This is a genomic window from Mycobacterium neumannii, from assembly GCF_048452905.1.
Lineage (GTDB): Bacteria > Actinomycetota > Actinomycetes > Mycobacteriales > Mycobacteriaceae > Mycobacterium > Mycobacterium neumannii_B.
In genome coordinates, this window is record NZ_JBCGVF010000001.1 from 1 (window position 1) to 13,059 (window position 13,059).

Here is a 13,059-nt window from a genome sequence, read left to right on the forward strand (position 1 = left end):
CCTCGAACACCGCCCGCACACCCAGACCCGCATCCAGCCCCGTGTTGATCGCAGCCACCAACCGCATCGCCGACAGCGAATCCCCACCCAACTCGAAGAACGAATCATCAACCCCGACCCGCTCCACACCAAGCACCTGGGCAAAGACCCCAGCCAAAATCTCCTCAACCACCCCCGACGGCGCCCGATAACTATCGATATCGCGATACTCCGGAGCCGGCAACGCACGAACATCAAGCTTGCCGTTGACCGTCAACGGCAACGCATCAAGCACCACCACCGCCGCCGGCACCATATAACCGGGCAACCGATGCCCCAACACCGCACGCACCACACCCGGATCCGCGGTTCCGGTGATATAACCCACCAACCGCTTATCACCCGGACGGTCCTCCCGCGCGATGACTACCGCCTGCTCCACTCCGTCGCAGCCGGCAAGCGCACTCTGCACCTCGCCGAGCTCGATGCGATACCCACGAATCTTGACCTGCTCATCAGCACGCCCCAGGTACTGCAACTGCCCATCAGCACCCCACCGCACCAGATCCCCGGTGCGATACATCCGCGAACCCACACCACCAAACGGACACGCCACAAACCGCGAACCAGTCAACCCCGACCGGCTCCAGTATCCGGAAGCCAGCCCTGCGCCTGCCACATACAACTCGCCGACCACTCCCGCCGGCACCGGCCGCAACCACGCATCAAGGACGAACAACGCCGCACCGTCCACCGGCGAACCGATCGGAGCGCCCGACCCCGCCACCAACGGCGCACTGATTGCGGCGTAGATGGTTGCTTCGGTTGGACCGTAGGCGTTGAGCATCACCCGCCCCCGCGCCCACCGATCCACCAACTCCGGCGGACACGCCTCCCCCGCCACCACCAACGCCGACGACCCCAAGCGCTCCGGCGACAACATCCCTGCCGCGGACGGCGTCTGACACAGGACGTCGACCTTCTCCGCGACCAATAGACGATGGAACTCTTCCGGCGATGCTGCCGTCTCTTCGGGCACCACCAAGAGCCGTCCGCCGTGCAACAGAGCGCCCCAGATCTCCCACACCGAAACGTCGAAGACCAGTGAATGCCACTGGGACCAGACGCGGCCGGGGCCCGCGGGCAGACTGTCGTGCAACGGCCCTAGCAGTTGGACCACATTGCGATGTGTGACCACCACCGCCTTCGGTACGCCGGTGGTTCCTGAGGTGTAAGTCAGATAGGCGACATCGTCGGGAGCGGGCGACGGCAGAGCCGCACTCGAGAAGTCCCCAACTCGTGCATCATCGACGTCGATGACCGCCACACCGCGTCCGTCCAACCTCGACCGCAGGACAGAGGTGGTCAGCGCGGCGACCGGCGCTGCATCCTTGAGCATGAATTCGATTCGCGCATCCGGGTGCGCGGGATCTATCGGCAGATACGCCGCCCCCGACTTGAGCACTGCCAGGATCGACACGATCGCCTCGGCTGACCGGGAAAACAGCAGCGCTACATAGCGCCCCGGGCCCGCACCTTGGCTTACCAGTGACCGCGCCAACCGATTGGCTGCCTCGTCGAGCTCCTGATAGGTCCACGAACGATCGCCGCACGTCAACGCCACGTGGTGGGGAGCGCGTGCCACCTGCTCGGTGAACAACTCCACGATGGATGAGCCGGGCGTGGCCGGGCGACTCAGCACCGGCCGGTTACCCCATTCCTCCAGCTGAGCGTGCTCACCCGTGCCCAACAGGTCAATCGACGACAACAGCCGATGCGGCTCAGCGGCCATCGCCGCCAGAACATCTTCGAATCGTTTCGCTAAGTCAGATACCCGGTACTCCGCGAACAAGTGCCCAGCGCCTTGCGTGCTTAGAAAGAGCTGCTCGCCGTCCCGAAGGAAAATCAACCCGAACTGATCCACAAGACCCGCATGAGTAACAGTTGCTGAGCCCGGCACACCGGCGAAATGCCCCAAATGTGTCGCGGGAATGATATTCACTACCACTCGATTTCCCGCATTGCCCTGCCTTAGGGCACCCGACTCCCTCCTCAGATCCTGCACTGGAAAACGTTGATGTTGCAACGCCTCTCGCATACGCGTGTCAACGTGGGTACAGAAATCAGCAGTCGTTGAGAGCGCCGTAGCACGTAAAGCGAGCGGCAGAATTCCAGATACCATTCCCGGCACAGTTTTTGCTTCGGGTCGCACACGCCGGCTCACCGGAAAATCGATGGCTATATCCGCGCTGTTCGGATTGAAGCCGTGCACGAGCAGAGCGCAGGCTGCGGTCATCACCGAGGACCGACGCACGCCTAGCGTCTTCGACAGGACGTCTATGTTGTCGACGACCGAGGGATGAAGCAGGACCGGCGCGGCGACCTCGGCCAATTCGCCAGTGCCCTCCGATTGCGCCGGCCGGTAGCTCGAATCGCTTTCGTTGGGCAGGGTCGCCGCCCAATAGGAGCGGTCTTGAAGGTACTCATCGGATCCTTCGTATTCCGATTCGCATTCAATCAAATCCTGCAACGAACTGAAGAATGCGGGAGATACGGGAGAGCCTGAAGCGATCGAAGTATAAACATCAGCGATACGATGGCAGACGAGAGCAAGACCGAGACCGTCTATCACTATGTGGTGACAGCAGACGAATAGATGAAACTCATCAACCTTCGTCTGCACCAGAGCGAATTTGAATAACGGACCGTTGAGCGGCATCAGAGTACTTTGAATCGATGACACCACTTGATCGAGGGCTTGAGCCGGATTCTCCGAGCCGACCAGATCGTGAAAAGATAGCTCGATCTCCGAATAGTCGATGATCTTCTGGAAGACCTGATCTCCGGCCTCGACGAAGGTGGCACGGAGTGGTTCAGCCTCGGTCACCGCTTGGTGAATTGACCGCTTGAGCAATTCGGGGTCTATTGCACCCTCGATATGAACGAGAATGCCGATCTGCCACTTCGCTCCGAAGTGACCGATTTCTTCCGCTAACCAGATGTCTAACTGGCCCCGCGTCAGCGGAAGCAACTGGTCTTCAGTTTGCATAGCTTCCCCACCGTTTACTGTTCAGAACCCCGAGCTGCCCAGTCCGCTGCGAAGTATGTCCTTCTGCTTACCGATGTATGTCCTCGGCCTATCGATCCAGCCCTGCCCGATGTTTCACAAGGTTGCACAGACAGCGTCCCCGTAAACCACCGGCCAGCCACCTGGAACGTCGACGACAGCGATGATCGGCGTTGCTCGTCGTCTTTGACGCAGACGCGGAACCTACCGTTGTCGTCGTCGAACGGATCGATGCTCACGGTTCTCCAGACAATCTAATTGAAATCAGTGGAACCTTCCAAACCATACGCGAGGCCGAGGGGAGTGACTTGACGTTCCGGCAAATTCCATGCTGTGGCCGCGGTCACAGCATCATAGGCGAGCTTATCAGACAGAAAAGGAGTGCGCTTGCCGGGTACTTACGAGCATCTGTGGGCATAAGCTGCGGCGATGCTTTCACCGGCCTCGCCGCGTGGAGCGGTAGAGCCGGGCGTTGCGCCGCCCTCGGAAGCAGCCTCGATCGCTCGTAGAATTTGCGGAGCGAACACCCATTCGGGTTGGCCACGCTTCCGCACGCGTCCTGGTCGTATCCGCTTCGCACCTACGAATCAATATCAACGGCTTCATGATCAAGTTCGCTGGACGGAGCGTTTCCGCTGCCACGAGGAGGGATTGACCCCTGACCGCCCACGAGAAATCCAGTTAGCGGGTCCGCCAAGGATGGGGCTTCGACCGGGCGACGCTGCCACGGGAGAAATTAGTTCTTCGGCGTGGGATGGCCTGCAGGCTTTGGCTCGGCTACGCCCTGCGCCCTGCGCCCGACAGACATTTACTCAGCGAGTGTCCAGTTCCGATGGTTGCGAAGACCAGATTTCTCTGCTATGTAAGACGTCCTGCGTATTGCCAACGAGCGCGATATACGAATTAAATGACAAATAACGGTACCGGTCGGCGAGGATCACATCGTTCTCTCAGAGTTTCCGAATTGCGCTCAGAAACGTAACCTGGCCTCCCCGTCATTCAGCACGTTGTGGTCCGTTGTTTTCGTCGACGTAGGAGACAGGTATTCGGCCGCGACTAGCCGGCCAGCTGTCCAATAATCCGCTCATCGGAAAAGTTCATTCGTAGGCGACAGAATCACGCTTCTGTGAGTCACCGCCGGAGGGGCGAACATCAGACGAAGAGCAGCGAACCTCATCGATCGCGGTTCACGGAACCCGGTTTCGAAGGGCGAGGTTCTCCACCAGATCGGCGGCAGCCGCGACGCTTTCCGCCGGCTTGGTCATCTGCCGACTAATCTCGCGAGCACGATTGGCGTATTCCGGCGCCAGGATGCAGCGCAGGTCGTCCACCAGCGTCTCCAAGGTGGTGGCCGAGAATCGCCTCGCGGTACCCACCTTCAAGTGACTGATCCTCGCTCCCCACAGCGACTGATCCGGCCAAGTCCAGAGAACCAGCGTCGGAACGCCGGCCCTTAGGCCCGCTGCCGTCGTTCCCGCGGCCCCATGGTGAACGACCGCCCGGCATGTCGGGAAGATCGACGAGAAATTCACCGTGTTCACGACTTTGATGTGATCGGCGTCGGGAACGGCGTCGAAGTGACTCCATCCAGCGCCAACGAGAGCTCGCACTCCCAGCCGGGTACACGCGTCAGCGATCATCGCAAGCGTATCGGCGGGAGACTGCACCGGTATGCTGCCGAAGCCGAAGTAGATAGGCGGTGTTCCCGCGGCGATCCACGCCGCGACCTCCTCGTCAGCGTCTGTTGGCAATTCCATGGTCAGCGTGCCGACGAAGGGCCGCTGACCGTCCCACTTCGCCCATTCGGCGGCCAGTCCCGGGAAACACGCCTCGTCATAAGCCTGGATTTCGAGGGAGCCATTTTGGGCCATCCGGCGAGACGCGGGCTTCACCGCCTTCGGCAGGCCGAGTTCCCGCCGCTGCACGTCCTCGAATTTCTTCGTCCAACGCCAGCCCAGCCACTCGTATACGGTCGTCGCACAACGGGTGAGGGGCGCCGGCAGCAACGTGAGAAGCTGACCGTTGGCCCGCGCCGGGTAGTAGTGCACCGTGGCCAGCGGGATTCCGTAGTACTCAGCAACGTTCGCTGCCGGCTCTTCAAAGACCAATCCGGTGATCAGGACGTCCGCGTCATCCGCCAGCGCGGTCAGCGTCGTATCGATGTCCTGCCAGATTTCAGCAACCGGCTCCCATACTTCGCGCCACGATTTACGCAGCTCATGCACCTTCCAGGCGCTACGGAAGAAACGTGTCCAGAAGTTATGGTGCACGTCGAGCCAGGCTCCCGTTCCGCGACCGAATGCAACCGCCGGCAGCCCAGCTTCCTCGACGAAGGAAACCAGGTCAGGTGGGACAGCCATGCGCACCTCGTGTCCTCGGCGCAACAACTCGCGACCAACCGCGGCGCTGGGCTCGATATCGCCACGGCTTCCGTAACTTGCCAATACAAACTTCATTAAAAATTCTGGCCTTTCATTATCCGCGCGCGTCAGGCGAGGACGTGGTCACCAGTATCCGTGCTCAAACAGTGCCGCTCTCTCCGTTCGGTCCACGATCGCATCACGAACAAACTGGGGACACCGTGCCTGGCAGTGACGTGCTAGCGATCAGCGCACATACTCGCGGCGGGCGAACTGTTCCATACGATCGGCAGCCGCCGCGACGCTTTCGGTCGCCGGAGTCATCTGAGTCGCGATCGTGCGTGCCCGCGCGGCGTACTCCGGCGCAAGGATCGTGCGAAGGTCTTTCATCAGCGATTCCTCGGTAACGGCCGAGAACCGGCGGGCGGTACCGAGTTTCAATTTCTTGACCTGACCCCCCCAGAGCGACTGACTCAGGTCTGAGGAGAGGATCAAGGTCGGTGCTCCGGCGCGCAAGCCAACGGATGTGGTGGCCGCACCACCGTGGTGGACGACCGCGCGACAAGCGGGAAAGATCGCTGCGAGATTCACTGCATCGACGACTTTCACGTGCTCATGAACCGCGACGTCGCCGAATTCGGTATAACCGGCACAGATCAACGCACGCTCCCCCAGTTGCGCACAAACCCTGCTGATCATCGCCAATGTGTCGGCAGGAGAATCGACTGCCATGCTGCCGAACCCGAAGTAGATCGGAGGAGGTCCATCGGCAATCCAGGACAGCACCTCTTCGTCGGCGTCGGTCGGTAGTTCCATCGTCAAGGCGCCCACGAACGGGCGCTGGCTCGCCCACTTCGCCCACTCGCTCGCGAGCCCAGGAAAGAAGACATCGTCGTAGCCTTGGATTTCGAGTGATCCGCGTTCGGTTATCCGCTGTGGCGTAGGGGCCTTGGCCTTCGGCAGGCCCAATTCCGCGCGCTGCGCGTCTTCGGCCTTCTTGATCACCCGCCAATACAGCCACTCGTGCACTGCCATCGCCGTTCGGGTCAACGGAGCCGGAAGGGGCAGAGCCTGGCCGTTGATCCGCACGGGTACGTAATGCAGGGTGACCAACGGGATGTCGTAGTATTCGGCGACGTTCGCAGCGGGTTCCTCGAAAACGAGGCCGGTGAACAACAGGTCGGCACCCTGCGTCACCGACGTCAGGGTTCTGCTCATGTCGCCCCAGCTTCGAGTCCGAGGTGCCCACGATTCCCGCCACAACCTCACGAGTTCGCGGATCCTCCATGGATTGCGAAAGAAGCATGTCCAGAAGTCACGGTATGCATCCAGCATTTTCTGCAAGTTCGGACCGTACGGGACCGTGGGCAGCCCCGCCGCCTCGGTGAAGCCGACCAGATCCGGGGGAACGGCCATGAGCACTTCGTGGCCCCGGCGCATCAACTCCCGGGCGATGACGGCGGAAGGCTCGATGTCGCCGCGGGTTCCATAACTTGCGAGCACGAATTTCATACCGGACATTGCCTTTCACTCCGGCCGTTCCTAATTTCGGATCAGGAACCCGTTGGTAGCGAAGGTCCAACCGAACTTCTTCTCCCGATCACTGTCGTGTCTGTAATCGTTTTCGTACTCGCGTTCGTAGGCTTCGATGGCCTCGAATGGTCCCGCACCCCAACCGGGCGCCACAGGGTGGCCGTTAACATTACTGTCTTCCACCACCAGATAGTCGCCCGGCACGAGCAGCGGACGCAGAAGTTTCATCTCGGCCAACACGTGGCCACATTCGTGGTCACTGTCGAGGATCGCGAACACCGGACCGGGATATTCGTCGCGCAGCTCGCGAATACGCTCGGCCACAATGGGTTCCGTCGACGAGGACTCCATGAAAGTTACGTCGGGATCTCGCCGAGCATCCTCGGTCAGGTACTTGTGGGTGACGTCCACCGAAAGGACTCGAAATGGGTGGCCGGCTTGACGTAGGAGGTGGGCGAAGAACACTGCGGACCCACCCTGATATGTGCCGAACTCTACTACCAGCGAAGGCTTCAACTCCCAGAGAATTTCCTGGTAGTTCCACATATCGGAAGGGGATTTCCAGCAGGTCATTCCCATCCAGGTGAGGCGGGTCTGGCCGAGGGTGCCGTAGTACCACTTGTGGTATTCATCGGCGATGTTGTCGCCAGGCCGGTAGATCGTGCTGGCGATCCCACTGGCGAGCTTTGAGAATACGCCCACTTTCCTTGTCCCCTCCCCTTATGGCACCCGGCGACGTGTGCCGTGCAGCAAACGTACTCCACGATTCGAACACTTACCTTGTTGGCGTCCCCCGCGCGACCGGCACCACGCGTCGCGGCGTGAGGTGTGCATGCGAGCACCGGACCGGCTTCTCCACTGGGACTGCGAAAGAGTTTACGCGACTTCTTTCATCGCTTCTTTGTTCGTCATCGCCGGCAGTACCCACGGCGATCGCACGCTCGCTTGTGGCCGAGGTGTGACGGCGTGAGGAGCCGCGAACAAATCTCCACGTTCGGTCCTTGCTGACGACGCCGATACGCTGGGTATAGTCCCGGCGTAACCCGAAGCTTGGACCATTGCGTGCCGGTAACTGGCTCGCTTCGCAGACGAACCGGAGGCTTGGCTGTTGTCTTCATCAGTACTCGTCACCGGCGGGGTAGGCTTTATCGGATCCGCGCTTACCCGGCGTCTGGTCGAAGCCGGATACGACGTCGCGGTGATGGACGTGCTACATCCCCAGGTACACAGCGGTCGTCACGCAATCGAACTTGCGCCTTCCGTGCGGTTGTTCACCGGTGACGTCACTCATGCCGCCGATTGGGACGCTGTGCTGCGTCTGTTTCAACCTTCCCAGATCGTGCATTTGGCGGCCGAGACCGGAACGGCGCAGTCGCTATCGGAGGCGACGCGGCACGGCTCAGTGAATGTGGTGGGGACGGCCCAAATGCTGGACGCCTTGAGTCGCTCGGAACTGACGCCGGACCATTTCATCCTCGCGTCGTCGCGGGCGGTCTACGGCGAGGGCGCATGGCGATCCGGCACGGAGGTTTTCTATCCGCCACCTCGCAGCCATGCTCAACTGCTGGCTGGCGCATGGGACCCCGTCGGGCCCACCGGTGAGCGGTCGCTGCCGCTCCCGAGCTGCGCGGACGACACAGTGCCTCGGCCAACCAATATCTATGCCGCGACGAAGCTGGCTCAGGAACATATGATGACGGCCTGGGCCGCGTCGCACGACGCGAACATCAGTGTCCTGCGTCTTCAAAACCTTTATGGGCCCGGGCAATCGCTGACCAACCCATATACCGGGATAGTGACCCTCTTCGCCCAGTTGGCGCGTGAGCACCGCGCGATGGAAGTTTACGAAGACGGTCAGATCGTGCGCGATTTCGTATTCATCGACGATGTAGTGGACGCGATGTTCGCGGCGATGGGAAAGCCCCCGCCCGGATCGCGATTTCTAGATATCGGATCGGGAAACGCGACCACCATCCATGAATTGGCCCGCAAGCTCGCCGAAATCTGTGACGCACCTGAGCCGATTGTCGTGCCGAAATTCCGTGATGGTGACGTCCGCCATGCGAGCTGCACAATCGAGCCGGCCAAGGTGGAGCTCGGCTGGTCCCCCAAGTGGGCGCTTGAGGAGGGGTTACATGCATTGCTGGGGTGGATCGGCGGGCGTCCTCAGTAGCGCATCGAATGCAGCGCCCGCGATTGCACGCTCGTCTCGCGTGAATTATGGCTTGCTAGGCGCGGATACCCCGCCCGCCGCCCATCCTGAGAACCGCGCTGATGCGGTCACCCAATCTGCCGCGCGCGTCTGACCGGGGAGCCCGGCGGCCGTTGAGGATTGCGCCTATGAATGTGAAGCGCACGAAGGCTTGATAGCTCAATAGCAACAGCGGCACAGAGGCGGCTACCGTGATCGTGTATTTCACGCTCCAGTGCCAGTCGAGCGGATGCAGGCACTGCACGAAGAAGACGATCGCGGACATATGCATGAGATACAGCCAATACGATGAGTCCGCAACGTAACGACGTACGGGACTGGGATGCGCGAGGAATCGCAACGACAGTCCGATGAGTGCAAAGCTCGCGCACCAGGCGGCCGTAAGGTACGCCCCCGCGTAGACACGCAGCTCCCACCCGTGTAGGTAGGGCGACCAGACCGGGGTCGGGCCGGCTATCGAATAACAAGCGGCGGCCAGTGCGATCGCCGCGATCGAGTAATGCATCCATCGCTCGCGCAATTGCAGAACCAGGTCCCGCTGGCGGTGCAATAACCAGCCGATGGCGAAGATCAGTCCATAGGCGAGCAGCGCCGGAACACTTGGAACGATGGACACGGGCGCGGGAAGGCCTGTCCAGCATGGCCATTCAGGCCAGTTGAACACGTACCACGCGGCGACCGGCAAACCCAGTGCGGGCGCCGCTAGACCGGTGCGCATGAGAAAGCGCAGAGTCCGATCGATGTGGCACAAGGGCTTTCCACCATGGAAGGCCGCGCGAGCCGCGGCGCGCACGATCAGAGCTCCGACATAGAACATGAGCAGGTAGTACAGGAACCAGAGATGACCCAGGCTCATACCGCCCCTAGCTGCGCCTGCCGCAGCGTGAGTTTCCTTCTCGCGCTGAGCCGTTGCAAGCGCCGTTAGGTCCGCGACGCTCATCCCGCCGGCGAGGGAGCCAAGCGCGTAGGCCAGCAGGGTGAACACCGGGATCAACAAGGCGCCGATGCACAACGGAAGCGTGATTCGCTTGGCGCGGTCTCTAATGAACGCCAGCGTGCCTCGCCGTTCCGTCAGAAGACGGCCAAAATAGCCGGCGATCAGGAAGAACACCGGCATACGAAAGATGTGCACGAAGTACCAGATCGCGGCGGCTATGGCGCTCGGTGCCTGGTCGAAGTTCCAGTCCGGAAGATTCTCGAGCCAGGGCAGCGTCGCATGTAACCCTATGCCGCACAGTAGCGCGAATCCGCGGACTGCATCGAGTGCATGAAGGCGATCTGAACCTTGCTCCACGGCCCCTCCCCGACCTCGCACCGCGAACCTAACATGATGTCCGGTCGGTCCGCGACGCGAGCGCGCCACGTCTGCAGTAGTTATCCGTGAGCATTGTGTCGTAGTACTGACCACTGGGCCGTCCTCAAATGCACAGCCCCAGAGCCACTTACGACTGTGCGCCTGAGGACCTACGTCGGCGCAGTTACGCCCACCGAATTTGCCTGTGCGGCAGCGGGCGGCTCACCGGATGGCGCACACCTCACTTGCGCCAGAACACGCCGCTACCGTCGATATCTACGATTTCGGCGGAGATCCCATGCGCATCGCGGTAATCGGTGACAGCCTGGCGACAGGCCTTGATCAGATAGTCATCGATGATGCAGAAGCCCCCCGGAGCGAGCCGCGGGTACAACGCCTCGAGCGCTTGAATCGTGGATTCGTAGAGGTCACCGTCGATCCTGAGTACGGCAATTTGGTCGATAGGGGCGTCGTGCAGCGTGTCTTTGAACCAACCGGGTAGGAAGCGCACCTGGTCGTCGAGGAGCCCATAACGCTCGAAGTTCTCTCTGACCTGCGCCTCCGAGACGGCCAATATGGGGGCAGAAAGGTCGAACCGCATCATGAGCCCTTTATCGGCGCTGTACGTCGCGGGATCCGGGCGAGGCACCCCCGCGAACGAGTCGGCCAACCACACACACCGTGACGTGTCCCCATGGGCTGCCAGAACGGCACGCATCAGGATGCACGCACCTCCACGCCACACGCCACATTCGATCAGGTCGCCGGGAACCTCCTCGGCGAGAACGGTTTCGACGCACTCCTGCAGGCTGGTAAGTCTCTGCATGCCGATCATCGTTTCAGCGCTCGCTGGCCAATCCAGGCCCAACTCACGTTTCCGTTGCCCGAGTGGGCTAGCGCCCAGGAGCATTGGTTGCAGAGTGTTGATCACCTTGAGATAGGCCCGTCGCCGCAAAGACCAGTCAGCGGGCATGCGCTCGTGCATGCCGAATCGGGTGAGATTGCGACGTAGCAAATCCAGGTACAGGGCGGGCACATCTGGGCCGGTCGCCGTCAAGGTAGCCCTTTCTAAGAGAGGTGAGTGACCCCGAATCTTAACCAACAGCGTCGATTGGTTGTTGACTTTTCACGGTCGAGGCCCCGACGTCACCGAACTTCGGCGCGGGGCGGCCTAGCGATAAGCAGCCTGAGAATTTGCTGTGCGCGTATTCGATGTAATCGGCACGTCCGGTGGCCGCACTGCGGCAGTTGATAGCAGCTGCGGCCGATCAACCGCTGCACTTGCTGCGTGCAAAGTTCTCTACCAGATCAGCAGTCGTCGCAATACCGTCGGCCGGCTGGGTGGTCTCGGCGGCGACGTGGCGGGCTTTCGCGACGACCTGCGGGGAGAGTATTCGACGCAGGTCAGCGACTAATGTTTCCTGGGTGGTCGTCGAGAGACGCCGGGTGGTACCCACCTTCAGGCGTTTGACCTGAGCTCCCCAGAACGGCTGGTCGGGCAGCGTCGACAGAATCAGCTGGGGCACGCCCGCACGCAAGCCCAGAGCGGTGGTTCCCGCCCCACCATGATGAACGACGGCGCGGCAGGCGGGAAAGATTGCGGCGTAGTTGACCGCGCCGACGACCTTGAGATGCTCGAATTGGGGAACCTCGCTGAAATCAGTCCAGCCAGCGCCCACCAGCGCGCGCTCCCCCAACTGCGCGCACGCCTCGCCGATCATCGTGATCGTCTCGGTGGGGGATTCGACCATGAAGCTGCCGAAGCCGAAGAATATCGGAGGCTTTCCGGACGCGATCCACGACAACGCGTCCTCGTCGTCTGCTGTCGGTAGTTCCATGGCCAGGGCGCCAACAAACGGCCGTTGGCCATTCCATTTCGCCCATTCGGCTTCAAGACCGGGAAACAGAAGTGGGTCATAAGCCTGGATTTCAAGCGAACCGCGTTGGGTGATCCGTCGTGCGGCGGGGGACGTGGCGTTCGGCAAGCCCAATTCACGACGCTGCTCATTCTCGGCCTTCTTTGCTACGAGCCACGACAGCCACCAGAACACGGACATCGCGGAACGGGTCACCGGCGGAGGCAGAAAGGGCAGCAGCCGGCCATGCGCGCGGATCGGAAAATAATGCAGCGTGGCCAGCGGGAGGTCGAGGTATTCGGCGACGTTGGCAGCGGCCTCTTCGAAAGCCAGTCCAGTCAGCAACAGGTCGGCCCCGTCCGCCAGAGACTTCAGCGTCGCGATCATCTGCACCCGGCACTGCGTCACGGGCTCCCAGAGCTCGTGCCACAACTTGATCAACGCCGGTACCTTCCAGAAGTTGCGGAAGAGAAAGGTCCAGAACGCGCGGTTCACATCCAGCCACGGACCCATCTCGGGCCCGTAAGCGACCGCCGGCAGCCCAGCATCCCTCGTAAAGGCGAGCAGTTCGGGCGGGACGGCCATCTGTACGTCATGTCCGCGGCGCAGCAGTTCACGTCCGACAGCGACGCAAGGCTCGACATCGCCGCGAGTTCCGTAGCTCGCCAGCACAAATTTCATTTCTGCGATCCTAGCCTTCAAACATGTTGTGTGCGTACGCCACCTGGTCACCGTCCATCGTGCCGACCTCCGAGACC

General features: G+C 61.4%; 8 protein-coding genes. 1 reads left to right on the forward strand and 7 read right to left on the reverse strand.

From position 1 onward, the window contains the following. The 4 genes from AAHH99_RS00005 to AAHH99_RS00020 form a co-directional block, all read right to left on the reverse strand. The coding region (locus AAHH99_RS00005; protein ID WP_418766861.1) for a non-ribosomal peptide synthetase at positions 1-3,028 on the reverse strand (3,028 nt) is incomplete at its 3' end. 1,205 nt (positions 3,029-4,233) lie between these two features. Then, positions 4,234-5,502, reverse strand: coding sequence for a glycosyltransferase (locus AAHH99_RS00010; protein ID WP_418766862.1), 1,269 nt, complete (start codon positions 5,500-5,502; stop codon positions 4,234-4,236). A gap of 150 nt (positions 5,503-5,652) precedes the next feature. Then, positions 5,653-6,918, reverse strand: coding sequence for a glycosyltransferase (locus AAHH99_RS00015; protein ID WP_418766863.1), 1,266 nt, complete (start codon positions 6,916-6,918; stop codon positions 5,653-5,655). Between the two features lie 30 nt (positions 6,919-6,948). Next, the gene (locus AAHH99_RS00020) at positions 6,949-7,641 is read right to left on the reverse strand and encodes a CmcI family methyltransferase (RefSeq protein WP_418766864.1); all 693 of its coding nucleotides are present in this window, start codon (positions 7,639-7,641) and stop codon (positions 6,949-6,951) included. A gap of 406 nt (positions 7,642-8,047) precedes the next feature. On the opposite strand from AAHH99_RS00020, the gene AAHH99_RS00025 reads away from it, so the two are divergent. Then, a complete protein-coding gene (locus AAHH99_RS00025; RefSeq protein WP_418766865.1) occupies positions 8,048-9,112 on the forward strand; it encodes an NAD-dependent epimerase/dehydratase family protein in 1,065 nt (354 codons plus the stop codon). Positions 9,113-9,167: 55 nt separating this feature from the next. Here AAHH99_RS00025 and AAHH99_RS00030 read toward each other — a convergent pair whose 3' ends face one another. The 3 genes from AAHH99_RS00030 to AAHH99_RS00040 all read right to left on the reverse strand — a co-directional run bounded on the left by AAHH99_RS00030 (position 9,168) and on the right by AAHH99_RS00040 (position 12,982). Continuing rightward, entirely contained in the window at positions 9,168-10,445 is a 1,278-nt protein-coding gene (locus tag AAHH99_RS00030) for an acyltransferase family protein (RefSeq protein ID WP_418766866.1), read from the reverse strand. Positions 10,446-10,686: 241 nt separating this feature from the next. Continuing rightward, complete coding sequence (locus tag AAHH99_RS00035) at positions 10,687-11,502, reverse strand: TylF/MycF family methyltransferase (protein WP_418766867.1); 816 nt, start codon at positions 11,500-11,502, stop codon at positions 10,687-10,689. Between the two features lie 211 nt (positions 11,503-11,713). Continuing rightward, on the reverse strand, positions 11,714-12,982 hold the full coding sequence (locus tag AAHH99_RS00040; protein ID WP_418766868.1) for a glycosyltransferase: 1,269 nt from the start codon (positions 12,980-12,982) through the stop codon (positions 11,714-11,716). Positions 12,983-13,059 lie beyond the last annotated feature (77 nt).

Bases quoted from the DNA above. Each gene is read 5' to 3' on its own strand.
- AAHH99_RS00040 (WP_418766868.1), bottom strand. From the start codon at position 12,982: ATGAAATTTGTGCTGGCGAGCTACGGAACTCGCGGCGATGTCGAGCCT.
- AAHH99_RS00015 (WP_418766863.1), bottom strand. From the start codon at position 6,918: ATGAAATTCGTGCTCGCAAGTTATGGAACCCGCGGCGACATCGAGCCT.
- AAHH99_RS00010 (WP_418766862.1), bottom strand. From the start codon at position 5,502: ATGAAGTTTGTATTGGCAAGTTACGGAAGCCGTGGCGATATCGAGCCC.